We start from the raw sequence: 24,420 nt of genomic DNA, 5'->3' as shown, positions 1-24,420 counted from the left end.
CCTCATTCCCTCCGAAGATGTGAGATAACACGTTAAATAACAAAGTATTTAATTTACTTAGCTTTGCCAAAAAGCGCGTTTGTATTTACCGCTTTCATCAACACCTGAAACTGCGGATTAAATTCGTCAAAGATCGGCAGCGCAGCGGCGCCCAGCGCGGCGGTATCAGTGCCGGTCATCCCCATTTTGACACGCTGGGCCGGCAGGTAACGCCCGCGGACGGACTGATACAGCGGCGGCAGACGCGCCAGCACTCTCTCCAGCAGCGGGGCGGGCATCATGCCGCCCACCACTACCGTCTCGGCATCGAAGACGCACTCCAGCAAATTGATCGCCTGACGCAACGGCGCCAGGATGCTGGTGATCCACTGGTCGAAAAGCGCAGCGTCCACCGACAGCAGATCCTCCGGCAGGGCGCGATAGGGATCGAGGCCGCAAAACTCATAGGCCGCCTGCAGGGAAACATAGCGCTCAAGACATCCCTCATTCCCGCAATAGCAAGGGCGACCATTCGGCGCGACCACAATATGCCCGACCTCGCCGGCGTTATGAGCATGGCCGGTATACACATGACCATCGGTAAAAATTCCGGCGCCCAGACCAGTGCCTATGTAGAGATAGACAAAGGAGTTGAGCTGCCGCGCCACGCCGTGAAAGCGTTCGCCAATGGCGGCCACCGTGGCGTCGTTTTCGAGGGTCACCGGCAGGCCGCTCAGTCGCCCGAGCTCCGCCGCTACGTCTACCCCTTCCCAGCCGTTAAGCGTCGTGGGTCCCGTCGACGAAATCCCTTCCACGCCAAAGGGCCCCGGCATCACAACCCCCATCCCCAGCACCCGCGACCAGTCCAGCGCCGGCAGCGCACGGATCTCATCCAGCACCTCAGCGAGGCGGGCAAAGGTCGCACCAGGCTGGGGCTTTTGCACCAGAATGAGTCGGCGAAAATGGACCTCGCCAGTCAGATCCACCAGCACCACAATCAGCGTCTGATGATCAAGATGGATGCCAATCGACCAGGCGCTGGCGGGATTGAGGCTCACCGGCACCGCTGGCTGTCCCCGGCCGCTGGCGCGCCGCGGTTGGTGGCTGGTCAGGAGATCCATCTGCTCCAGCTCCGCCACAATATTCGACACGGTCTGCGGGGTCAGCGCGGTCAGCCGCGCCAGCTCGGCGCGGGTCAGCTCGCCATGTAAACGCACCGCCTCAATGATCACCCGGCGGTTATGCACCCGGGCATGTTCAAGGTTTGTACCTGATGTTTTCATCGTTTCCCTTCCAGGCTGGACTGGTGAAATTTTAGCCGGCATCACAGATCTGACAACGACCCGCGCAGGCGAGCCTTCGCGATGGCATACCCTTTGCTACGCTTAGTCCCAGGGCCACTCGGGAGATGTTGCCGATAGTGTCGCCCTGATTAAATCAATCAAATTGATTTAATAAATCATAACCCCTTTCAGTACAGCACAGCGGAGAGCAAAGATGAAATACCACAGCGCACTACGGGTCAACGCCTGTCTGCTGGCGATGCTCGTTATCAGTGGGAGCGTCAGCGCAGAGACCCAGATTAATGCCCTGTTTATGACCCAGGCGGCCTATAGCGAAAACGACATTCGCGCGATGACCAGCGATTTCGAAAAGCAACATCCTGATGTGAAGGTCAACCTCGAATTCGTTCCCTACGAAGCGCTGCACGACAAGATCGTCGCCGCCCGCGGCGCGGGGGGTAACGGCTACGACGTGGTGCTGTTCGACGCGATCTGGCCGGCGGAGTTTAGCCGCTTCGATCTGCTGCAGGATGTCTCTTCACGAATTGCCCCAGACGAGCGTGAGAAGATTTTCCCCGGGGCGATGAATACCGTGGTGTATCAAGGCAAAACCCTCGGCATGCCGTGGATCCTCGACACCAAATATCTGTACTACAACAAAGCCATGCTGGATAAAGCAGGGATCAAAACGCCGCCAGTCAGCTGGCAGCAGGTGATGGACGACGCTAAAGTGCTTAAGGACAAAGGGATCGTTAAATATCCTCTGGTCTGGAGCTGGTCGCAAGCGGAAGCGCTGGTCTGTGATTACACCACCCTCGTCTCCGGCTTCGGCGGGAGCTTCTACCAGAACGGCAAGCTCGATTTTTCGACGCCCGCCTCGCTGAAAGCGGTCACGCTGATGAAAACCTCGCTCGATCAGGGGCTGAGCAACCCGGCATCACGTGAATACCTTGAGGAGGATGTGCGTAAGGCTTTCTCCAATGGCGACGCCGCCTTTGCGCTCAACTGGACCTATATGTACAACATGGCCAACGATCCGAAACAGAGTAAAGTCGCAGGTGATGTTGGCATTGTCCCCGCCCCAGGCGATACCCCGGATAAACCCGGCGCTGTCAACGGTTCAATGGGGCTGGGCATCGCCAAAGCCAGTCAGCATTCGGAAGAGGCCTGGCAGTATATTCACTACCTCACCTCCCAGCCGGTACAGGACAAGTATGCCAAACTGAGCCTGCCGGTATGGAAAGCCTCGTACCAGGATCCTGCCGTTGCCAAAGGCCAGGAGAGCCTGATCGCCGCCGCCGACAAGTCGTTGAACGTGATGCTCTCTCGCCCCGAAACGGCAGATTACTCGCGCCTGTCAAACACCCTGCAACAGCAGCTTCAATCGGTACTGCAGGGTAAAGCCACGCCCGACGTCGCCCTCAAGGCGGTCGACACCAGCGCGGCCCGTCTGCGTTAAGGAGGCGTGATGCTGAGTCTGCAACGACGCGAGCATCGTCAGGCATGGGTGCTGTTAGCGCCCATGCTTATCGCGATGTTTATCCTCACTGCGTGGCCGCTGGCGCGCACCCTGTGGCTGAGTTTCACTGATACTGCGCTGGCGGGAAGCGGCGAGGCGACCCACTACGTCTGGCTGGATAATTATCTTTATGCCCTGACCGACCCGGACTTTCGCGCCGCCTTCGCGCGAACGCTCTATTTCACCGTGGTCTCGGTGGCGATTGAGGGGGCGATCGGCGTACTGGTGGCGCTGTTGTTGAATCAGCGTTTTGTCGGGCGTAATGTCCTGCGGGTGCTGGTGATCCTGCCGTGGGCGTTGCCGACGATCGTCAACGCCATGATGTGGCGGCTTAACTTTAATCCCGACTACGGCAGCGTTAACGCCCTGCTCAGCCAGCTGGGGCTGATTGACAGCTATCGCAGTTGGCTGGGCTCGCCGGATTCTGCGCTGCACGCGGTGATGCTGGCGGATATCTGGAAAAACTACCCGCTGGTCACTCTGCTGGTGCTGGCCGCGCTGCAGTCCGTCCCCGACGATCTGTACGAGGCGGCGCGGCTCGACGGCGCCTCCTCCTGGCGGCGCTTTCGCGCCATTACCTTTCCGGCCATTGTGGGCTCCCTTGGCGTCGCGCTGGTGCTACGCACCATTGATGCCTTCAAAGTGTTCGACATTATCTATGTTATGACCCGCGGCGGCCCGCTGGACAGTACCAAAACGCTGAGCTTTTTTGTCTATCAGGAGTCATTCAGCTATCTGCGCGCCGGCAGCGGCGCGGCCTACGCCATGCTGATGAGCCTGATGTGCGCCGTACTGATCGCCCTGTATCTGTTTTTGCTGCTGCGTCAGCGGCGCCGGAGTATTGATGATGAAGCGTAAAGGGTACATCGTGCTGCGTTACATGGCGGCGCTGGCGGTGGCGGTCTCGATCCTCGCCCCGATGCTGTGGCTATTTTTGATGAGCGTCAGCACCACCGCGGACCTCACCCGCGTCCCGCTGGCGTGGATCCCGCGGCAGTGGGACTTTAGCCGCTATGGCCATCTGCTGTCGCTGGCCCCTGGCGAACCCGGGGCGCTGTTTCTCCCCGCGCTGGGCAACAGCGTGCTGGTGGCCGCTGGCGCGACGCTGGTCTCGTTGTTGCTGGCGATCCCCGCCGCCTTCAGCTTTTCTCGCTACCCCGGACGCGACGGCTGGCTGTACGCCGGCCTCGGCATCTATATGGTGCCGCCCGTAGCCTTTGTGCTGCCGCTCTATTTTATTCTCGAACACTTTGGCCTGCTCAACACCCGCAGCGGACTGGTGCTGGTCTATTGCTCGCTGATCGTGCCGTTTCTGACGTGGATGGTAAAAAACCAGTTCGATACCCTACCGCAGGATATCGAACAGGCGGCACGGCTTGACGGTCTGCGCATCTGGCAAGTCTTGCTGCGCATCACCCTGCCGCTGGCGAAACCGATGCTTGGCGCCGCCGCGCTGTTCGGTTGGCTGCTGGCGTGGGATGAGTTTTTCTATGCGCTACTGTTTACCAGCAACCTCGCCGCCCAAACGCTGCCGGTGACCATCGCCGGCTTCACCGCCGGCCGCGCCACCGATGACGGACTGGTGGCGGCGGTAGGCATACTCGCCTCAGTCCCTCCGCTGCTGATTGCAATCTGGTTGCAAAAATCGCTGGTCAGTGGCCTCACCAACGGGGGAAGTAAAGGATAACTATGGATAACACCAGGACACCTGTGCTCTATATCGTGGGCAATTACAATATTGATTTAGTGATGGGAACCCTGCCCCACTGGCCCGCGCAGGGAACTGAGATGATGCTCGAGCACAGCGCTCTGCGGCCCGGCGGCTCTGCTGGCAACTGCGCGCTGGCCGCCGCCGCCATGCAGCTGCCGCACTGCGCGGTCGGCTGTCAGGGCGACGACGCGTTTACCCCGTGGCTGGCGGCACAGTTTCCCGGCGATAGCGCGCGCTGGCCGCAGTATCCCTGTGAAACCTCGCTGACGGTGGCGGTCACCCATCCCAACAAAGAGCGCTCGTTCCTCAGCAACCACGGACACATTACCCGCCTGACCGCCGGGGATGTGCTGGACCAGTTGCCTGCCGCCGCTGGCGAGGGCGATATCGTGTTGCTCTGCGGCACCTTTCTCTGTACCAGGCTGCTGTCCGACTATCCGCAGCTGCTCGCCACGCTCCGCCAGCGCGGGTTTACCCTTGCCGTCGATACCGGCTGGCCGCCCCAGGGCTGGAGCGACCCGCTGCGTCATGAGGTCGACCGCTGGCTGGGCGACTGCGACTGGCTGTTGCTCAACGACGTTGAAACCCAGCAGCTGGCCGCCCGCCCCACCCTCGCCGAAGCCGCCGCAGCCCTGGCGGCACGGCTCAGCGGCAGCGGCGGGTGCGTGGTGAAGCGCGGCGCTGACGGCGCGGACTGCTGGACGACCGACAGCCATCACCATGCGCCAACCCGGCCCGTCACCGTCATCGATACCATCGGCGCTGGCGACAGCTTTAACGCGGGCTTTCTTGCCGCGCTGCTAAGCGGTAAACCGGTGCCAGAAGCGCTGCGCTGGGGAAATACCGTCGCCGCGCAGGCGATCGGCACCTCCCCGCGCCGCTATCCCGACTGGCATACCCTGCAACATCACCTTGAGGAGGCCACCGATGGCCAGTGTTGAACTGATCGATGTCGCCAAGCGATACGGCAAACAGACGGTGCTCCAGCCGCTGGACCTCACCATCCCCGACGGCAGCTTTACCGTGCTGGTGGGCCCTTCCGGCTGTGGCAAGTCGACCCTGCTGCGCCTGCTGGCCGGTCTCGAAACGCTTTCCGGCGGCACCATTCTGATGAACCAGCGGCCGGTCAACGATCTGGATCCCGCCGACCGCGATGTGGCGATGGTCTTTCAGAGCTATGCGCTTTACCCCCACCTGACGGTGGCGGAAAATCTCGCCTTTCATATGCAGGTGAAAAAGGTGGATAAGCAGCTGCAGAAAAGCAAAGTGCAGCAGGTCGCCAGCCTGCTGGGGATTGATAAACTGCTGGCTCGCTATCCGCGTGCGCTCTCCGGCGGCCAGCGCCAGCGGGTGGCGATGGGCCGGGCAATGGTCAGGAACCCGCAGGTTTTTCTGTTCGATGAGCCGCTGTCGAACCTTGACGCTCAGCTGCGGATGGAGCTACGCGCGGAGATCAAATCCCTGCACCAGCGCATCAATACCACCATGATCTATGTCACCCATGACCAGGTGGAGGCAATGACTCTGGCCGATCAGATTGTGGTGATGCGCGACGGGCAGATCGTCCAGCAGGGGGCGCCGCTGGCCATTTACGACCAGCCATGCAACACCTTCGTCGCCCGTTTTATCGGCTCCCCGCCGATGAACCTCCTGCCCGGTCAGCGCGACGTGCGCAATGGCCAGCCCGGCGTCGCCTGCGGCGCGCTGTGGTTTCCGCTGGCCGAACGCTGGCATCAGGCGGTGGCGAACCAGGGCGATGCCCCGTTGATTGTCGGCCTGCGCCCGCAGGATATTCTGCCGGATGCGCATGGCGCGCTGGCAACGGTAAACATTATGGAGGTGACGGGGGAGTTCACCCTGCTGCATCTCGACTGGCAGGGTTTTCCGGTGCATGTGCAGGTTGCCGGCAGGGTGGCGGTCGCGGCGCAGCAGACGCTGGGGCTGACTCTCCGCCGCGAGAACCTGCATCTGTTTGATGCCGCCAGCGGCGAGCGGCTGGCGGAGACGCGTTAAGGGCGAAGGGAGCCGGTCATCATCCGTGTGGCCGGGCTCCGGGCGAGGTCGTATTCCAGGGCTACTCCCCTTCCCGCTCTGCTGGCGTCCAGGCCGGCAGAGTCTGGAAGGTGTGCAACAGCCCCTCGGACCACGCCTTGCGGATGCGGTTGAAGTAGGGATCGCTGTCGGTGATGCGATGCTGCCCGGCGCTGCTCAGGCTGCCGCTGCGGTAGAGCAGCGTATCCAGCGGCAGGCCAACGGACAGATTACTGCGCAGCGTCGAGTCAATGGAGATCAAGGCGCAGCACATCGCCTGCTCCAGCGGCGTATCGATGGTCAGCACCCGATCGATGATCGGCTTGCCGTACTTGCTTTCGCCAATCTGGAAATAAGGCGTGTCGCGGGTGGCTTCAATAAAGTTGCCCTCCGGATAAATATGGAACAGACGATGGGTTTCGCCGGCGATCTGGCCGCCAAGCAACAGGTTGCAGTTGAAGTTGGTGTTACTGCAGTTTTGCTGGTTGCTGCTGTCGCGCTGGATCACCTCCAGCAGCGTTTTACCGATCAGCATGGCGGCGTCGTAGAGGGAAGTCACCTGCATCAGGTTCGGCTCCTGCTGGGTACGGATCCGCGCGCTGAGCAGGCTTATCACGCTCTGGGTGGTGGCCAGGTTGCCGGCGGATTGCAGCACCAGCACCCGTTCTCCTTCCTGATGGAAAACGTGCAGCTTTTTAAAAGTGGCAATATGGTCGACGCCCGCGTTGGTGCGGGAGTCGGAAGCAAACACCAGTCCATCCGCCAGGCACATGGCCACACAGTAGGTCATTGCGGTTATTCCCGTATTATTGCTGCTGCGCCTGCTGGCTGTGTTCGCGCACTTCAGCGTTGGTTAACATAATCTCCCCGCCGCCGCCCAGCCGGGTGCCCCGTACCGGGCAGGCGTCGAGATAATCCAGTCCGGTCGCCAGCCGCAGATGCTGATTCAGGCGACGGGTATTATTGGTGATATCAAACGACAGCCAACGGCCGTCGAGCCACACTTCCGCCCAGGCATGCATCGCGACATGCTGGGCGTTATCGCTGTAGACATAGCCGCTGACGTAGCGCGCCGGGATCTCCAGCGCCCGGCAGCAGGCGAGAAAAACATGGGTATGATCCTGGCACACGCCCTTCGCCCGGGCGAAGGCGTCGGCAGCGGAGTCCTGGACCTGGGTCGCGCCGGGGGAGTATGGCATTCTTAACAGCAGATCCGCCATCAGTTGATTCAAACTCTCTTCCGCCGCATCGGGACGATAGAGGCGCTGGGCGAACTCACGGATCGCTGTATCGGCGCGGGTCAGCGGCGTACTGCGCAGAAAAACCAGCGGCGACAGCAGCTCGGCCTCTTCATCACGCGTCTCTTCCCCCTCGTCGGCGATATCGACAATCCCGCTGGCGCGGATGGTGATCTCTTTATGCGGGTTATCCAGCGTCAGCACATGCAGCACATTACCCCAGCCGTCGGTCGTGGTCACCGCCGCGCCGTCCGGCAGGGTCAGCGTCCAGGCGGTGATCGTCTGCCGTCCGGTGCTGCGCGGGGTCAGGCGCAGATACTGGGTGGAAAACTTCACTTCTTCATCGTAGCCATAGCGGGTGAGATGATCGATGACCAGTTTCATAAGGCCTCCAGATAGGTTTGTCTGATGCTGTCGGACAGGGCGTTAATTCTCGCCAGCAGTCCGTTAAGCGTGGTCTGCAGGTCCGCCTGCGCCAGGTCGTCACGGGTGCTGAAGCGCAGGTCAACGTTGAGCTGATGGGCGAGGCGCAGCGGCTGATAAGAGCGATCGTTGGCGATCTTCTCCAGTTCGCCCACCAGGTCGGCAATGCTGGCGCGCAGCGAACGTGGAATATCGTTACGCAGGATCAGCAGCTCCATCACCGTTTCGCGACTGACCGGCTGGCGGTAGAGGCTGTTGTAAGCTTCGCGGGCGCTGACCGCATTGAGCAGGGTATCCAGCCGGTAGTATTCGCGCACCGGGTCCGGATCGTTGGTCAGCTGTTGATCCTTAATTAGCAGCAGCTGGGTGGTGGCGAACGCGCGCTCGATCAGCGTGCCGATACCGATAAAACTCAGGGCGTCGTTGCGCAGCAGCGTGCCTATCACCGCTCCGCGAAACAGATGCACCCGCTCTTTCACCCACTCGAAAAAGCCGTCGCTCCCCAGTTCGCCCAGCCCCTGCTGGCGGAGGGTCCGCAGTTCGATGCGGGTGGCATTGATGCTCTCCCACACTTCGGCCGACAGACTGCCGCGCACCGCGTGCGCGTTGTTCCACGCCATCTCCACGCAGCTGTAAATACTGCAGGGGTTGTTGCCATCGAGGGCAAAAAAGTTGAGCAGATTGCTCATGGTAAAGCGGGCATGGCGCGCCTGAAACAGCTCGTGGGTCATTGACAAATTCAGCGGTAGCGCCAGATCCCGCGACTGCTGGCTGTGGCGGGGGATCATTGATAATTTCCAGGTCACGTCCAGCACCCGGGCGTAGCTCTCCGCCCGCTCAAGGTAGCGGGCCATCCAGAACAGTTCACTCGCCGTACGACTTAGCATGATGCGTCATCCTCCATCACCCAGGTATCCTTGGTTCCGCCGCCCTGCGACGAGTTGACCACCAGCGACCCTTCGGTCAGCGCCACGCGGGTCAGGCCGCCGGGCACCAGCCGCATCTCCTGTCCGGAAAGCACATAGGGGCGTAAATCGATATGCCGTGGCGACAGCCCTTCATCAACGAAGGTTGGGCAGGTCGACAGCGCAAGGGTGTCCTGGGCGATATAGTTGGCCGGATTGGCCAGCAGGCGCTGGCGGAAGGCCTCCCGCTCCTCTTTGGTGGAACGCGGGCCGACCAACATGCCGTAGCCCCCGGCGCCATGGACCTCCTTGACCACCATCAGCTCCAGATTGCTCAGCACGTAGCGCAGGTCCTCCGCTTTCCGACACTGCCAGGTGGGGATATTGCTGAGGATCGGCTGTTCGCCGAGGTAAAAGCGGATCATCTCCGGGACGTACGGATAGATCGATTTGTCGTCAGCCACCCCGGTGCCGATGGCGTTGGCCAGCACTACGCCGCCGGCGCGATAGACGGACAGCAGCCCCGGGACGCCGAGCATCGAATCGGCGCGGAAGGCCAGCGGGTCGAGCCAGGCGTCGTCGATGCGGCGATAAATCACATCCACCCGCCGCGGCCCCTCGGTGGTGCGCATATACACCGCGCCGTTTTTAATAAACAGATCGGCGCTTTCCACCAGCTCGACCCCCATCTGCTGCGCCAGGAAGCTGTGCTCGAAGTAGGCGCTGTTGAAGCGACCCGGGGTCATCACCACGACACAGGGATCATCCACCAGCGAACTTTCGCGCAGGGTCTGCAGGAGGTAGCTCGGGTAGCGCTCCACCGGCGCAATGTGATGCTGCTCGAACATCTCCGGATAGAGGCGCATCATCATCTTACGGTTTTCGAGCATGTAGGAGACGCCGGACGGCGTGCGCAGATTATCCTCCAGCACGTAGTACTGACCGTCGTTATTGCGCACCATATCGACGCCGGTGATATGGGCATAGGTGTTGTTTGGCAGGTTGATGCCCTGCATGCACGGTTGATACTGCTCGTTGGCCAGCACCTGCTCGGCCGGTATCAGCCCCGCGCGCAGGATATTCTGTTCATGATAGATGTCATAGAGGAAAGCGTTCAGCGCTTTCACCCGCTGGCGAATGCCGCGGTCAATGCGCTGCCACTCCCCGGCGGGTATGATCCGCGGCACGCTATCAAACGGGATCAGCCGCTCGGTTCCCTCATCCTCGCCATACACGTTAAAGGTGATGCCGATACGGTGAAAAAGCAGTTCCGCTTGCGCTTTTTTCTGCCGGATAGAGAATTGATCGGTGTTGCGAAACCATTGCCACCAGGCATTATAGTGCGGCCGCTGCTCACCCTGGGCGGTCAGCATCTCGTCATAATAATGCCCGTCAGGAAGCGTTATTTTTATCATGGCCGTCTCCTCCGGTTGTACTCACTTTGTGGTAATCCCGATAAGAGATAAGCATTAATTATGCCAGGTCATCCGCCGCCGCGGCGTTGTGCAAATCGGTTCTGACCCGCCGTCTGATTGTGCAAAAAATCGCCACAATGGCCGCCTGCGCCCGGCTGCGGTTGCACCGTCGTGAGGCAGGGCGACGATTTTTGCGCCATGGTGGACGCCAGCGCCGTCAGCCAGTGTGCCGCAGGCCGGGCCTCACAGCCCTTCTCGATCCGCTGGTATTCGCCTCCAGCGCGCCGTGGCCAGTGGCCCGGGCGCGTTGGCTTGTCTGTAAGACTAATCGCGTTGCCGGCGGTTGTAGCAGAAAACCAGGCAGGTAAATCCTCTGTTTTCGCGCAAAATGTTACCCCTGACACACGCAGCGGCAGATATTCGTCTAAGGTTTTTGGATGGCCAAACGTCGTGGCCCGCAGTCGATAATGATAAGGAGAACTCCCCATGACGAGTACTGATGCACATCGTCCCGCTGCTTTGCCCTGTTCCCTGCGCCTGGCGATCGGCGGCGCCCTGCTCGCCCTGATGAGCCTGAATGTCCAGGCGGAAGACGGCAAAACCGCGCCGCCACCCTCGCCGGATATTCTGCTGGGCCCGTTGTTCAATGATGTCCAGAGCGCAAAGCTCTTTGCCGATCAAAAAACCTTCGCCGACGCGATCCCTAACAGCGATCCGCTGATGATCCTTGCCGATTACCGGATGCAAAAAAACCAGGCCAGCTTCGACCTGCGTCACTTCGTTGAGCTGAACTTCACGCTGCCGAAAGAGAACGACGCCTATGTGCCGCCCAAAGGGCAAACCCTGCGTCAGCATATCGACGGCCTGTGGCCGGTCCTGACCCGCAGCACCGTCGAGGTGGAAAAGTGGGACTCGCTTCTGCCGCTGCCTAAGCCCTACGTGGTCCCCGGAGGACGCTTTCGCGAAGTCTATTACTGGGACAGCTATTTCACCATGCTGGGTCTTGCCGAAAGCGGTCACTGGGATAAAGTCGAAGATATGGTCGCCAACTTCGCTGCGGAAATTGACACCTGGGGCCATATCCCCAACGGTAACCGCACCTATTACCTCAGCCGTTCGCAGCCCCCCTTCTTCTCCTTTATGGTAAGCCTGCTGGCGACGCACGATGGCGACCAGGTGCTGAAAACCTACCAGCCGCAGCTGGAGAAAGAGTATCGCTACTGGATGGCCGGGGCGGACGCGCTGGCACCCGGCAGCGCCGACAAACGGGCAGTGCAGATGGCGGATGGCGCGCTGCTCAACCGCTACTGGGACGATAACGACACCCCACGTCCCGAGTCCTGGCTTGACGACGTCAAAACCGCCAAAAGCAACCCGAATCGTCCGGCCACCGAGATCTATCGCGACCTGCGCTCCGCCGCCGCTTCCGGCTGGGATTTCAGCTCCCGCTGGATGGACAATCCGCAGCAGCTCGCCACCATTCGCACCACCTCGATTATCCCGGTCGATCTCAATGCCCTGATGTTCCATCTGGAGAAAACCCTCGCCCGCGCCAGTAAAGCAGCGGGGGACAGCGCCGGCGCTACCCGGTACGACGCGCTGGCTAACGCCCGCCAGCAGGCTATCGAGAAATACCTGTGGAATGAAAAAGAGGGGTGGTACGCCGATTACGATCTGAAAACCCACAAGGTGCGCAATCAGCTGACCGCCGCGGCGCTGTTCCCGCTGTACGTCAATGCCGCGTCGCGCGAGCGAGCGACGAAAGTGGCGGCCGCCGCCGAGTCGCGGCTGCTCAAACCCGGCGGGCTGACCACCACCACCGTCAACAGCGGCCAGCAGTGGGACGCCCCCAACGGCTGGGCGCCGCTGCAGTGGGTGGCCGTCGAGGGGCTGCAAAACTATGGCCAGCAGAAGATCGCCATGGAGGTCACCTGGCGCTTCCTGACCAATGTGCAGCATACCTATGACAGCAAACAAAAGCTGGTGGAGAAGTATGATGTGAGTTCGACCGGCACCGGTGGCGGCGGTGGGGAATATCCACTGCAGGACGGCTTTGGCTGGACCAACGGCGTCACCCTTAAGATGCTGGATCTGATCTGCCCGCAGGAGAAACCCTGCGATGCGCTGCCTGCTAACCGTCCGGCGACAACGCCTTCACCGCAGGACAAACCTGTTGCGGCGCCCGCGGCTAACGACCCCGCCCCTGCGGAACCGCAAAAGACCGGCTCCTGACGCTTTGCCGCCCCCTACCAAAATCGGTAGGGGGAAGCGGTCTCCCTGCTCACTACCGTCCCGCGCAGGCCCATTCTGCGGCTCGCGGGAAACCCTTCTCCATCCCCTCGCGCTGAACAGATCACCTTTTCGCTTGATTGCATAAATACAAACAATAATAATTCGCATTACTTTTTAACGAATAATGATAGATTCGTTTTTCCCGCGGCGGCGTACAGGAGTACCAGACCGCGCAGGTTCAGGATGATCTTATGAACGTGGCTATTTCTCGCAAACGCCCGGGGCTGCTGTACGCCCTCGCGGTCGCACTTCCCTTCACCGCGCAGGCCGAAGAGACGGTGGTGGTGACGGCCAGCCCGCCGGCATCCGCCAGCGCGCCGACTGAAGGCTATAGCGCCAGCACCTCGCTCGGGGCGACGAAAACCGACCAGCCGTTAATCACCACCGCCCAGTCGGTGTCGGTTGTCACCCGCCAGCAGATGGCGGATCAGGGGGCGAATACCATCAGCCAGGCGCTGGAATATACCCCGGGGGTCTACTCCAGCTTCGGCGGTGGCGCCACCCGATTTGACGCCATTTCCCTGCGCGGCTACCACGGCGGCGACGTCGATAACCTGTTCCTCGACGGCATGCGTCTGATGAGCGACGGCGGCAGCCATAACGTGGTGCAGATCGACCCGTGGTTTATCGAACGCGTCGATGTGATCCGCGGCCCCTCCTCCGCGCTCTACGGGCAGAGCGTGCCGGGCGGCGTGGTCAACCTGACCTCCAAGCGCCCACAGTTCAGCCAGCAGGGCCACGTCCGCCTGACTGGCGGGACGCAAAATACCAAAGGCGCGGCCTTCGATTACACCGACGCCATCAATGAGCAGTGGGCATGGCGGCTGATCGGTATGACCCGCAGCAGCGACACGCAGTATGACCATACCCGCGAAGAGCGCTACGCCATTTCACCTTCCCTGCTGTGGCAGCCGGACAGCGATACCTCGCTGCTGCTACGCGCCTATCTGCAAAAAGATCCTTCCGGTGGCTATCATGGCTCTTTGCCGCTGGACGGCACCCGCTACGCGCACAATGGCCGTAAGCTCTCCACCAGCACCAACGAGGGCGATCCGGGAGATGGCTATCAGCGCCGCCAGCAGATCTACAGCTATGAGTTTGACCACCAGTTCACCGATGTCTGGTCGGTCTATTCCGCGGGAAGCTACACCCACACCAACGTCTCCCTCGATCAGGTCTACCAGGTCGGCTGGATAGATGACAGCGACATGCTGGCTCGCGGCTACAGCGGCTCGCGCGGTTCGCTGGACGGCTGGTCAACCGATAACCGCCTGCGCGCCGATTTCAATACTGGCAATCTGGCGCATACCCTGATCCTCGGCGCTGAATACCATCGCTTCCGCAACGATCTGTGGACCGGCGCCGGCGGCGCGGCGCCCCTTAACCCGTTTACCGGCTATACCGCCCAGACCGGGCATACCGTGACCTACAGCGATGATAATAATCGCCGTTATTACCAGACCGGGCTGTATCTGCAGGATGAGATGGTCTGGGACCGCTGGCATGTGGATGTTTCCGCCCGCTATGACCGCATCGTTTCCCAGCAGGTCAGCGATACCTTCGGCACCTCAAACCGCCGTTCAGACGACCATATCAGCGGCCGCGCCTCGCTGTTGTACGCCCTGGACAACGGTCTTTCGCCCTACCTGAGCTACAGCCAGGCGATTACCCCGGCGATGCTGCCCGGCGCTGACGGCAAACCGTTGAAACCGACCACCGCCGAACAGGTCGAAGCCGGCCTGAAGTTCCAGCCGCCGGGCAGCAGCGACCTCTATAGCATCGCGATTTACGATCTGATGCAAAAGGATGTCGCCACCCGCGACCCCAACATCGCCACCGCCACCTATATTCCGGCGGGTAAGGTCCATTCCCAGGGGGTTGAGCTGGAAGCGCACCACCAGATCACCCCGCAGCTGAGCACCCTCGCCTCGTATACCTGGAATCGTCTGCGCTTCCAGGACACTAAGGACGGTACCGACAACAACACGCCGCAGCTGACCCCGGATCAGATGGCCTCCTTCTGGGCGCGCTATCAGTTTCCGGCGGGGATCTCGCTGGGCGCCGGCGTCCGCTACATTGGTAAACAGTGGGCGGATGATGCCAACACCGCGCGGCTGCCGTCGGTCACGCTGATGGACGCCATGATGCGGGCTGACCTCGGCGTCTGGTCGCCGGGGCTGAAAGGCGCTTATGTGCAGGTCAACGCCAACAATATCGGCAATCGTGAATACGTTTCCGGCTGCTACGGCACCGGCAACTGCTACTGGGGAGCAGAGCGCAGCGTCATGGCCACCGTGGGCTACGACTTTTAACTGACAGCGTAAAGATAAGCCTCCGCCCGTGACGGCGGAGGCTTTCGTTAACAGGTGACGTCACGCTTTGATGGCTAATATTAACTTAAAGATGCCAGGCCATTATTTCACTTGCCCCCCTGTGATGAGAGGACTTAATATGCTGGCGAAAACAGGTTAGGACGCTCACAAGGAATAAAAGTGAACCCTGTCATTAGCTATCTCACCAATTTACATCCGTTATCATTTATGGGTTACCATATATTATCCACCACAGTGATATATATTCTGGTAAATATAATTATTGCGAAGACCCGCCCTACTGAAAATACCACAGCCGTTCCGGCGCCCTATTCTATCTCACCCTCTTTTTTAGCCTGGCTACGTAATAGCGCCACCAGCGTCATTCAGCTGGCCATGTTCAGGCTGTTAAGAAAAAACTATGTCACTCTCATCCATTCTGCGGACAATATTCAACTCTGCGCCAATCAGCAGTACGCAGAATGCAAAATGACCTGTGTGGAAAAAATACTGTTTGACCATTTCGCTACGCCAAAATCCAGTGACCAGGATCTGCCGCTTTCTCTGCACGTCGCCGAAAAGAACCACTGGGCCACCGATCCTCACTGCCAAGGGCTGCGGCTCAGCCCGACGCACCAAACGTGGAATATGATATTGATTGCCGCGCCCTCCCTGCTATTGATCGCCGCGCTCGCCTGGAAAACGCTTTTTGATAATCAGGCGATAATTCACTCCAGCGTGTTCAGCTGGCTGACAATGGGGATGGTTTCCGGCCTGTGGTGGCTGTGGCTGTTATGCATCACCTTAAATGCCACCCGGCTGGACCGGGAAGGGATCGCCGTTAATATCTTTCATCACTATATTGATACCCTGAAGGAGACGCTTATTGCTGACTCAGATACCCTGACCGATGAAAACGCCGATTATTGCGTGGCGATCGGTAAAACCGCCCTGCTTCCCGAAAGATTTGCTGAATATGTAAAAATCATCAACCTTATTAAGTATCCCTTTTGTCTGCAGAGGCTGGATTAACGAGGGGATGGTATGTGGAATTTTATAATGCATCTGCATCCACTGCTGTTTCTCGGCGGTTTTATACTTATCGTCCCGGGTATCTATATTGCTATTGGTATAATGATTATCCTGTCGCGGCCAGCGGCTCAGCCCCAGCCGCACGCGATGGAGGTTAGCCCCTGGCTGCTGGCGTGGCTGACCGGAGAAGGGACCCGGGTGATTCAGCTGGCAATGTTCAGCTTACTCAGTAATAAACATCTGTGGATCCCGGAGCCCGGGCAGGTTTTGGCTAACGGACGCTATGCAAACCACGAAATGAACGTCATTGAAAGCATACTATTTGACCATTTTGCGGTGCGAAAGCCGTGTCATGAAGATCTGCCCTGCAGCCTGAGTATCGCCGGACGTAACCTCTGGCAGGAACAGATAGCAAGCGCGGGTTTAGCCTTAAGTCCGCTGCGCCGCGGATGGAATATGCTGGCCATCAGCATCCCTTCGGTCGCCCTCGGCGTTATCGTTGCCAGTAAGACCTTTATCTGGCTCGACCTCACCGCTTACAGCATCTTCAGTTGCCTGCTCATGCCCTCGGGGTGCGTTCTGTGGGGCGGATTATGGATAGAGGCCATTAGCAAAACCATTCGTCTCGATATCAACGGCATTTCGCATCATGACGCCCACGCCTGCATCAATGCGTTACGAGAAGCGTTAGCGCGTAAAGGCGCGCAGGAGGATGACGCGACGGCCATGCTCTGCGTGGCGGTAAACGGCGTGGAATCGCTTCCCGAGCGCTACCGGGAATATAAAGCGTTAATAGCGCCGATTAGCGTTATCACGTCGCTGCGCACAGAGGATTAGGACCCCGCCAGGCCGGCGGGGCGAAGGTAAGGTTACATGGCGTCCAGCGCTTTCTGCAGCTTCCAGATATAGCGCGGCGCCTGCGGAGCCGGGTGTTTTTTCGCCACATGCTCGAAGAACTCATCGGCGTCGAGGTCGTTAATCTCCTCGATGGCGTCCTGCCGGTTTGACGAGAAGGTGCGCAGCAGCGCGCCAGCGCCGTTGGCATAGGAGACCACCACCGCATAGCGCATCACCTGCGGGTCTTTGATCCCCGCCAGCGGACCATTCTCCAGAATGCTCAGATAGGCGGCCCCCATCGAGATATTCCGTTCCGGGTTTTTCAGCTCACTGACCGACGGCTCGCCGCGCCAGCCCATCCGCCGGTAAACATCGCGTCCGGAGGTCGACGGCTTAAGCTGCATCAGCCCGACGGCGCCGGATTTACTCACTACCGCAGGGTTACCGCCCGACTCGATGGCAATGATCGCCGTGATCAGCTGCGGATCCACGCCCCAGGCGGCGCCGGCTTTTTCACTGATCGGCATCCACTGCATCGCCCGCTTCACCGGGACCTCGGGGTTCCACGGTGGATTGGTGTAATCGTGTTTCGAACTACAACCGGCCAGAAAAACGACTAAAATAAGCAACCATCTCAATTTCACACATCTATCCTTATCTACCCAAACGCCATCATGCTGCAGAACGACGGCAGCGGTACGTCCCCCGCCCGCCGACAGCCTGATGGATGACGGGTGCGGATTGAAGTTAGCCACCTGGAGATGACAATCGCCATTCCAGGCGGCATCATAACCCTTTCATTCATAGCAAGGAATTATCATGTCTCAGTTTTATCTGGTCGCGCCATCCGGTTATTGCATCAACCAGCAGGCGGCGGCCCGCGGCGTCGAGCGTCTGCAGCAGGCCGGGCACGAGGTGGCCCACCAGCAGGTCATTCCCCGTCGGCAGCAGCGTTTCGCCGGGACTGAACATGAACGGCTGGCCGATATTAACCAGCTTGCCCAGCTGCCTGGCCGCAACCGGATCGTTCTCGCGGTGCGCGGCGGCTACGGCGCCAGCCGCCTGCTGCCGCATATCGACTGGCAGGGGCTGATTGCCCGCCAGCAGCGTGACCCGTTGCTGATTTGCGGCCACAGCGATTTCACCGTCATCCAGTCGGGCCTGCTGGCCATGGGCAACGTCGTCACCTTCAGCGGGCCGATGCTCGCAGGGAACTTCGGCGCGGAGACCCTCGATCCGTTTACCGAACAGCATTTCTGGCAGGCGCTGCGCCAGCCTGAATTCACCCTCGAATGGCCGGGCGAAGGGCCGAACTGCCGGGTGGAAGGCACCCTGTGGGGCGGGAATCTGGCGATGCTGACTTCGCTTATCGGTACCCCGTGGCTACCGGCGATCCGCGACGGCATCCTGGTGGTAGAGGATATCAATGAGCACCCGTTCCGCGTCGAACGCATGCTGCTTCAGCTGTTGCACAGCGGCGTACTGGCGGCGCAGAAGGCGGTGATCTTCGGCAGCTTCACCGGCGGCACGCCGAACGACTATGACGTGGGATATGACCTGCCGCAGGTTTTTGATTATCTGCGCCAGCAGCTCTCTGTACCGCTGATAAGCGGACTGGAGTTTGGCCACGAGCAGCGTACGGTGACCCTGCCGCTGGGCGCGCGCGCGCGGCTGGTCAACCAGCCATCAGCCACCACCCTGACAATCAGCGGCCACCCGGTGCTGGCAGAATAAATTTCCCAGACGCATAGGCGGATTCCCTGCGAATTGTTAAAATAGTGTCACTTTTAGCCATTTTTTCACGCCAGTCAGGGAGTACGTGAACATTGGACGCCGCTGCGGTCATTAGTCTGTTTATTCTGGGTTCTGTTTTAGTAACCTGCAGTATCTTATTGAGCTCCTTTTCTTCGCGCCTTGGCATCCCGATTCTGGTCATCTTTCTGGCCATCGGGATGCTGGCAGGCATTGACGGCATCGGCGGCATCCCCTTCGACAACTACCCCTTCGCCTACATGGTGAGTAACCTGGCGCTGGCGGTGATCCTGCTGGACGGCGGGATGCGCACCCAGGCCAGCTCCTTTCGCGTCGCGCTGTGGCCAGCACTGTCGCTGGCGACGGTCGGGGTGCTGATCACCTCGGCGCTGACCGGGATGATGGCGGCCTGGCTGTTCAAACTGGATATGATCGAAGGCCTGCTGATCGGCGCCATTGTCGGCTCCACCGACGCCGCGGCGGTCTTCTCGCTGCTCGGCGGCAAGGGGCTCAACGAGCGCGTCGGCTCGACGCTGGAGATTGAGTCAGGCAGTAACGACCCGATGGCGGTCTTCCTGACCATCACCCTGATCGAAATGATCCAGCAGCACCAGACCGGCCTCAGCTGGATGTTCGCCGTGCATATCATTCAACAGTTCGGTCTCGGGATCGCCATCGGCCTCGGCGGCGGCTACCTGCTGCTGCAGATGATCAACCGCATCGTGCTGCCCGCCGGGCTCTATCCGCTGCTGGCGCTGAGCGGCGGGATCATGATTTTCGCCGTCACCACTACCCTCGACGGCAGCGGTATCCTCGCCGTCTATCTCTGCGGCTTTCTGCTGGGCAACCGGCCTATCCGCAACCGGCACGGTATCCTGCAGAACTTCGACGGTCTGGCGTGGCTGGCGCAAATCGCCATGTTCCTGGTGCTGGGCCTGCTGGTGACGCCCTCCGACCTGCTGCCGATCGCTATCCCGGCGCTGTTGCTGTCGATGTGGATGATTTTCATTGCCCGTCCGCTGTCGGTATTTGCCGGTCTGCTGCCGTTCCGCGGGTTCAACCTCCGTGAACGGGTATTTATCAGCTGGGTCGGCCTGCGCGGCGCGGTGCCGATTATTCTCGCGGTGTTCCCGATGATGGCCGGCCTGGACAACGCCCGCCTGTTCTTCAATGTCGCCTTCTTCGTGGTGCTGGTGTCGCTTCTGCTCCAGGGCACATCGCTATCGTGGGCGGCGAAAAAAGCCAAAGTGGTGGTGCCGCCCGTCAGCTGGCCCATCTCCCGCGTCGGGCTGGATATTCATCCGGAAAACCCGTGGGAGCAGTTTGTCTACCAGCTGGGCGCCGATAAATGGTGCATCGGCGCGGCGCTGCGCGACCTGCATATGCCGCCGGAGACGCGGATTGCCGCCCTGTTTCGCAACAATGCCCTGCTGCACCCCACCGGCAGCACCCGCCTGCGGGAAGGCGATATCCTGTGCGTCATTGGCCGCGAGCACGACCTGCCGGCGCTGGGCAAAATGTTCAGCCAGTCGCCGCCGGTGGCGCTCGATCAGCGTTTTTTCGGCGACTTTATACTTGATGCCGAGGCCCGCTTCGCCGATGTGGCGCAAATCTACGGCCTCGACGGCGGAGAGGAGTTCCGCGAACATCAGCAGTCGCTGGGGGAAGTGGTGCAGCAGCTGCTGGGCGCCGCGCCGGTGGTGGGCGACCAGGTGGAGTTCGCCGGGATGGTATGGACAGTCGCGGAAAAAGAGAACGATCACGTGCTGAAGGTAGGGGTACGGGTCGCGGAAGACGAGGCGGAGTGATCCGCCTCAAATTACCACATAACCAATTGTTTTAATTAAAATTTAAAAAAATAAAGACCACAAAAAGACCCATGCTGGTTATTGGTTTATTTAAAAGATCGCTCCTTCAACTAAGCAGCAGCAAATAGTTGAGTGTTTTGTTATCAAACTCTGGATTAATTAAACAATGAAAAAATTCTTTCTCTTACTGCTGCTAGCCTCGGCTAGCGTTACGGCTCAGACATCTAACGAATCCGTCTTGCAAAAATCTCTTAAACCTTGGCGGCCCCTCTCGATAAACGACAATGGTGGCATCATCACTATGGTCACGAACGAAGACCGTGTTACACCTCAGGTTTACGAATCCATAATTCTTATGGGGGTTTGCGTGCCTTTTCTATCACAAAATGCCCATGTCTGGTATTTAAAGAATACCAGCGAAGTGCGTGTGCTGAATCGCTTTGGGCACAATGGATTTGCATTCGAATCCCCAAGGAAATCATGTAAAGAAGTCGCCAAATCCAAGGGGGATGATGCGGGATTGGTTATATCAACCTACACTCATAATCTTTAGAACCAGCCCCGCAAAGCGGGGCTTTTTCATATAGCAAAAGTAAGCTGATCGTTGCCGTAATGCGAGGCAGGAAACGCATCTGCGGGGATAAAGCCAGGTGGCAACTTTTCGCGATGACCACGCTTTGTCACCAGTTTTTCAACACTGTTCAGGGTGGTGAAAGTGATGCTGCACTCGAAGTTCTGGCACTGGTGATAATGCCGAACGGTTGTGTTACTCAATGGACGACTGGTGCGCGTTTTGGCAACGGCACCGCAAATGGGACACTTGAACATGATGGCCTCCCAGGCGGGAGTTGAACTCGCTCATATTATGGCCGTTAACTCTCACTTTCTGCAATCCATTCAGGTATTTTCGCTTCAAGCTCAAGTTGCGTTTTAAATCCGCCCTCGTCGATCGTGTGCGTGGCCTTCGCAATTATCCAGTCCTGATTATTAATATCTGCTTTAAAGCCCGACACGGTGCCATGCATTTCCGGGTACAGATCCGCACGGCCGCGGGCGAGCGTCATATTAAATTCAGCAGCGCCGCGCTTGAGTTGTTGCCATTTTGCTGCGGCGGCGCGTTGAGCAGCAGTCTCGCTGGCGTACGTTGTCCGTAATACAAAAACGTTACCGTCTTCGCCCGCGATATAATCCCCTTCCCTGGCGCTACTGCGCGGCTTCTTCTGGGTCTTCTTCTTGCGAGTTTTCACAGTCACTTTTTTCTTTTTGCCAAACTCCATATCCAGCCAGTACGCCTGCACGCCGGTGTAAGCGTCACGGTCGGCAATGCGGAATGAATGCCTGTCACCGCTGGAGCGGGTGATCGCAAACTCTGGTAACGCTTTGCCGTTCGCACTGACGCCTCCCCCGGGGAGAATGAACAGCAGACAGCCGTTTTTGATGGTAGCAATCGCACCCAGCAGGTCGGCCATCCTCGTCAGAAATGACATATCGCTTTCCTGGGTCTGATCAGCGTGGTCAATCTCGGCATTCATCAGTTGCTCTGAAATCACCGGCGTCAGCTTGTAGCGTCGGGCAATGGCCGACACAATCCGCTCGACCGTCACGTCGTGCCAGGACACCTCGCGCTTGACGTTAAACTCGTCCCGAAAATCCGCGCTGCGGGCGGTTATCTCCAGCCTGTCCGGCGGCCCCGAATGGGCGACCTCGTCAACAGTGTAAACCCCTTTGTAAACCAGCGGCTCGCCCTGCCACCCCAGGGATACCGACAGCTCGGCACCGCGCGGCGGTAGCTCGATCAAGCCGTCGCTGTCGTCGATAGCAATGGTCAACTCGTCGGCCTCAAAGCCGCGGTTGTCGGTCAGCTCCAGTGAAATGATGCGAGGATCCAGCTGCGTCAGTGCTTTGCCGCCCATCAGGATACTGAACGCCGGCACGCGCGACAGTTCGGACTGATAGTCCTGGAATCGCTGCGCCCCTTCGTCCAGTAGCGCTTTTGCTTTGTCGATAGTGTCTGTCGTCAGTGCCATATGCATTCCCCCGCCGTTGATGGTTTCATGCGCGCGCGATACTGGCGATGGCTTTTTGTTGTGACAGACCGGTCACAACCCTGATGGCACGACAGCGGGCCGCCATCCCGGCGATGATGACCGCGAACTCACTCAACATGATGGCGGTAGAGTATGACCGACAACTTTTTTCACGGGGCGCGCGTCAAGGAAAATACCGACCTCCAGACAGCAATCAATGACATTGATTCAACGGTCATTGGTCTGGTTGCGGTAGCCGAAGACGCCGACCCCCTCACCTTTCCACTTAACGCTCCGGTGCTTGTGACGCGTGTTATCAGCGTGCTCGGCAAAGCAGGTAAAACCGGTTCGCTCTACAAATCGCTGAAGGCCATTTCCGACCAGGTCAGCACCCGCGTGATTGTCGTGCGCGTGGCAGAGGCCGGAACCGGCGAGAACGATCCGACACAGTCGCAGCTGATTATCGGCGGCACGCAGGCGGACGGCAGTTACACCGGTATGTTTGCCTTTCTGACGGCGGAGCAGAAAACCGGCTATCGCCCGCGCATTCTCGGCATTCCTGAGTATGACACCGCCGAAGTGACCGCGCAGCTGCGGGTTATCGCGAAGCAACTGAGGGCGTTCTCATACAGCTACTGCGACGGCTGCGACACTATTGCGGAGGCAAAATCCTACCGCGAGACGTTTGCGGAGCGTGAGGGAATGCTAATTTGGCCGAACTTCATCGCATACAACCCAGCGACCGGCGCCAATGAAGAGTTTCCCGCCGTTGCGTATGCACTGGGTCTGCGGGCGCTGATCGACAACGAGCAGGGCTGGCATAAATCACTGTCTAACGTGCCGGTGAAAAATGTTCTGGGGATTGCGAAGGATGTGTTCTGGGCGCTTCAGGCGGAAGACTCCGACGCCAACGAGCTGAACGCCAACGAGATCACCACGCTCATTAAGCGCGACGGCTTCCGTTTCTGGGGCAACCGCACCACCGACACCGAAGAATTTATTTTCGAGGTGTACACGCGAACCGCGCAGATCCTGGCAGACAGTATCGCAGAAGCACAGTTCACCACTGTGGATACCCCGCTAACCCCGGCGAACGTGAAAGACGTGGTGAGCGGGATTAACGCCAAACTTCAGGCGCTGGTCACGGCGGGCAAGCTGATTGGCGCGGCCTGCTGGTTTGATATTTTCGATAACCCAACAGTAGGCCTGCGCCAGGGTAAAGCTATCGTGCGCTACAACTACAGCCCGGTGCCACCACTTGAAGACCTGACGATGATTCAAACATTCACCGATCAGTACTACGAATCCGCTTTTGCATCGCTGGGAGGTGAATAGTGGCTATTCCTAAAAAACTCCGGCTGTTTACCCTCTTTGTTGACGGGGAAAACTTCATCGGGAAAGTGCCGAGCGTCACGCTCCCGAAACTCACCCGGAAAACGGAAGACTACCAGGGCGGCGGCATGGTCGGCTCGGTGGCGGTAGATCTGGGTCTTGACTCCGGGGCGCTGGATGCGTCGATGGTGGTCGGCGGTGTGGTCGAGGCGCTGATCCTGAAATATGGCGGCGATATTGACGAAGTACGCCTGCGTTTTGTTGGTGAGATTTACAGCGGCGGTACCAGCTCATTGCTGGAAGTTGAGATGCGTGGCCGCATTACCGAAATCGATCCGGGTGATGCGAAACAGGGTGATGACACCAACCACACTTACGCTATCAAAAATACCTACTACAAAGAGTCGGTAGACGATAAGCCGCTGCTGGAAATCGACCTGCTGAACTTTATCTACAAGCGCAACGGGGAAAATCTCTACCCGGATCGCATTATGTCGGCGCTGGGCCTCGGCAGCTGATAACCC

Annotated in this window: 21 protein-coding genes; 13 read left to right on the top strand and 8 right to left on the bottom strand. The window is 59.3% G+C overall.

From position 1 onward, the window contains the following. Positions 1–53 precede the first annotated feature (53 nt). Complete coding sequence (locus ACLH1I_RS03675; protein WP_004203282.1) at positions 54–1,262, bottom strand: ROK family transcriptional regulator; 1,209 nt, start codon at positions 1,260–1,262, stop codon at positions 54–56. A gap of 214 nt (positions 1,263–1,476) precedes the next feature. Here ACLH1I_RS03675 and ACLH1I_RS03670 point away from each other — a divergent pair, with 214 nt between their 5' ends. From ACLH1I_RS03670 to ACLH1I_RS03650, 5 genes are read left to right on the top strand one after another with little or no spacing between them, the layout of a single operon-like run. Beyond that, the gene (locus tag ACLH1I_RS03670; RefSeq protein ID WP_151385253.1) at positions 1,477–2,721 is read left to right on the top strand and encodes an extracellular solute-binding protein; all 1,245 of its coding nucleotides are present in this window, start codon (positions 1,477–1,479) and stop codon (positions 2,719–2,721) included. A 9-nt stretch (positions 2,722–2,730) separates the two neighbouring features. Beyond that, entirely contained in the window at positions 2,731–3,639 is a 909-nt protein-coding gene (locus tag ACLH1I_RS03665) for a carbohydrate ABC transporter permease (protein ID WP_151628727.1), read from the top strand. Further along, positions 3,629–4,468 (top strand): carbohydrate ABC transporter permease, encoded by an 840-nt coding sequence (locus ACLH1I_RS03660; protein WP_004203287.1) that lies wholly within the window; start codon positions 3,629–3,631, stop codon positions 4,466–4,468. Before ACLH1I_RS03665 ends, ACLH1I_RS03660 begins: the two co-directional genes overlap by 11 nt. A 2-nt stretch (positions 4,469–4,470) precedes the next feature. After that, positions 4,471–5,433 (top strand): carbohydrate kinase family protein, encoded by a 963-nt coding sequence (locus ACLH1I_RS03655; protein ID WP_004203288.1) that lies wholly within the window; start codon positions 4,471–4,473, stop codon positions 5,431–5,433. Continuing rightward, positions 5,420–6,505: an ABC transporter ATP-binding protein gene (locus ACLH1I_RS03650; RefSeq protein ID WP_411302704.1), complete on the top strand. Its 1,086-nt coding sequence runs from the start codon at positions 5,420–5,422 to the stop codon at positions 6,503–6,505. The genes ACLH1I_RS03655 and ACLH1I_RS03650 overlap by 14 nt, the downstream gene beginning before the upstream one ends. A 61-nt stretch (positions 6,506–6,566) precedes the next feature. On the opposite strand, the gene ACLH1I_RS03645 is transcribed toward ACLH1I_RS03650, so the two are convergent. The 4 genes from ACLH1I_RS03645 to ACLH1I_RS03630 are packed head-to-tail and all read right to left on the bottom strand — an operon-like array spanning position 6,567 to position 10,504. Further along, complete coding sequence (locus ACLH1I_RS03645) at positions 6,567–7,313, bottom strand: proteasome-type protease (RefSeq protein WP_004203290.1); 747 nt, start codon at positions 7,311–7,313, stop codon at positions 6,567–6,569. 16 nt (positions 7,314–7,329) lie between these two features. Further along, positions 7,330–8,145 carry a transglutaminase domain-containing protein gene (locus tag ACLH1I_RS03640; protein WP_004203291.1) on the bottom strand — a complete coding sequence of 272 codons (816 nt, stop codon included), beginning with the start codon at positions 8,143–8,145 and terminating at the stop codon, positions 7,330–7,332. Continuing rightward, positions 8,142–9,071: an alpha-E domain-containing protein gene (locus tag ACLH1I_RS03635; RefSeq protein WP_002910835.1), complete on the bottom strand. Its 930-nt coding sequence runs from the start codon at positions 9,069–9,071 to the stop codon at positions 8,142–8,144. The genes ACLH1I_RS03640 and ACLH1I_RS03635 overlap by 4 nt, the downstream gene beginning before the upstream one ends. Further along, positions 9,065–10,504, bottom strand: coding sequence for a circularly permuted type 2 ATP-grasp protein (locus ACLH1I_RS03630; protein WP_004180417.1), 1,440 nt, complete (start codon positions 10,502–10,504; stop codon positions 9,065–9,067). The genes ACLH1I_RS03635 and ACLH1I_RS03630 overlap by 7 nt, the downstream gene beginning before the upstream one ends. Before the next feature lie 486 nt (positions 10,505–10,990). Here ACLH1I_RS03630 and ACLH1I_RS03625 point away from each other — a divergent pair, with 486 nt between their 5' ends. The 4 genes from ACLH1I_RS03625 to ACLH1I_RS03610 all read left to right on the top strand — a co-directional run bounded on the left by ACLH1I_RS03625 (position 10,991) and on the right by ACLH1I_RS03610 (position 16,977). Beyond that, on the top strand, positions 10,991–12,736 hold the full coding sequence (locus ACLH1I_RS03625; protein WP_151628729.1) for an alpha,alpha-trehalase: 1,746 nt from the start codon (positions 10,991–10,993) through the stop codon (positions 12,734–12,736). Positions 12,737–12,987: 251 nt separating this feature from the next. After that, positions 12,988–15,108, top strand: coding sequence for a TonB-dependent siderophore receptor (locus ACLH1I_RS03620; RefSeq protein ID WP_048324803.1), 2,121 nt, complete (start codon positions 12,988–12,990; stop codon positions 15,106–15,108). A gap of 489 nt (positions 15,109–15,597) precedes the next feature. Further along, positions 15,598–16,140, top strand: coding sequence for a hypothetical protein (locus ACLH1I_RS03615; protein WP_225983755.1), 543 nt, complete (start codon positions 15,598–15,600; stop codon positions 16,138–16,140). Positions 16,141–16,167: 27 nt separating this feature from the next. After that, entirely contained in the window at positions 16,168–16,977 is an 810-nt protein-coding gene (locus tag ACLH1I_RS03610) for a TIGR04222 domain-containing membrane protein (protein WP_225983756.1), read from the top strand. A gap of 32 nt (positions 16,978–17,009) precedes the next feature. On the opposite strand, the gene emtA is transcribed toward ACLH1I_RS03610, so the two are convergent. Then, on the bottom strand, positions 17,010–17,621 hold the full coding sequence (gene emtA / locus ACLH1I_RS03605; RefSeq protein WP_004203299.1) for a membrane-bound lytic murein transglycosylase EmtA: 612 nt from the start codon (positions 17,619–17,621) through the stop codon (positions 17,010–17,012). Between the two features lie 175 nt (positions 17,622–17,796). Here emtA and ldcA point away from each other — a divergent pair, with 175 nt between their 5' ends. Further along, positions 17,797–18,711: a muramoyltetrapeptide carboxypeptidase gene (gene ldcA, locus ACLH1I_RS03600; RefSeq protein WP_043520540.1), complete on the top strand. Its 915-nt coding sequence runs from the start codon at positions 17,797–17,799 to the stop codon at positions 18,709–18,711. Between the two features lie 92 nt (positions 18,712–18,803). Further along, positions 18,804–20,537 carry a potassium/proton antiporter gene (locus ACLH1I_RS03595; RefSeq protein WP_004203303.1) on the top strand — a complete coding sequence of 578 codons (1,734 nt, stop codon included), beginning with the start codon at positions 18,804–18,806 and terminating at the stop codon, positions 20,535–20,537. Between the two features lie 579 nt (positions 20,538–21,116). Here ACLH1I_RS03595 and ACLH1I_RS03590 read toward each other — a convergent pair. Together ACLH1I_RS03590 and ACLH1I_RS03585 are read right to left on the bottom strand one after the other, a co-directional pair. Beyond that, complete coding sequence (locus ACLH1I_RS03590) at positions 21,117–21,365, bottom strand: ogr/Delta-like zinc finger family protein (RefSeq protein WP_116696474.1); 249 nt, start codon at positions 21,363–21,365, stop codon at positions 21,117–21,119. A 44-nt stretch (positions 21,366–21,409) separates the two neighbouring features. Beyond that, complete coding sequence (locus ACLH1I_RS03585; RefSeq protein ID WP_198079631.1) at positions 21,410–22,564, bottom strand: phage late control D family protein; 1,155 nt, start codon at positions 22,562–22,564, stop codon at positions 21,410–21,412. A 153-nt stretch (positions 22,565–22,717) separates the two neighbouring features. Here ACLH1I_RS03585 and ACLH1I_RS03580 point away from each other — a divergent pair, with 153 nt between their 5' ends. Continuing rightward, positions 22,718–23,899 (top strand): phage tail sheath subtilisin-like domain-containing protein, encoded by a 1,182-nt coding sequence (locus ACLH1I_RS03580; protein ID WP_198079629.1) that lies wholly within the window; start codon positions 22,718–22,720, stop codon positions 23,897–23,899. Continuing rightward, the gene (locus ACLH1I_RS03575) at positions 23,899–24,414 is read left to right on the top strand and encodes a phage major tail tube protein (RefSeq protein WP_032421201.1); all 516 of its coding nucleotides are present in this window, start codon (positions 23,899–23,901) and stop codon (positions 24,412–24,414) included. Before ACLH1I_RS03580 ends, ACLH1I_RS03575 begins: the two co-directional genes overlap by 1 nt. Positions 24,415–24,420 lie beyond the last annotated feature (6 nt).

Origin of the sequence: Klebsiella sp. 1SOBk10mer, from assembly GCF_046602535.1 — a bacterium.
In the GTDB taxonomy this organism is placed as follows: Bacteria; Pseudomonadota; Gammaproteobacteria; order Enterobacterales; family Enterobacteriaceae; genus Klebsiella; species Klebsiella quasipneumoniae.
This window is presented reverse-complemented; position numbering and strand designations above follow the sequence as displayed.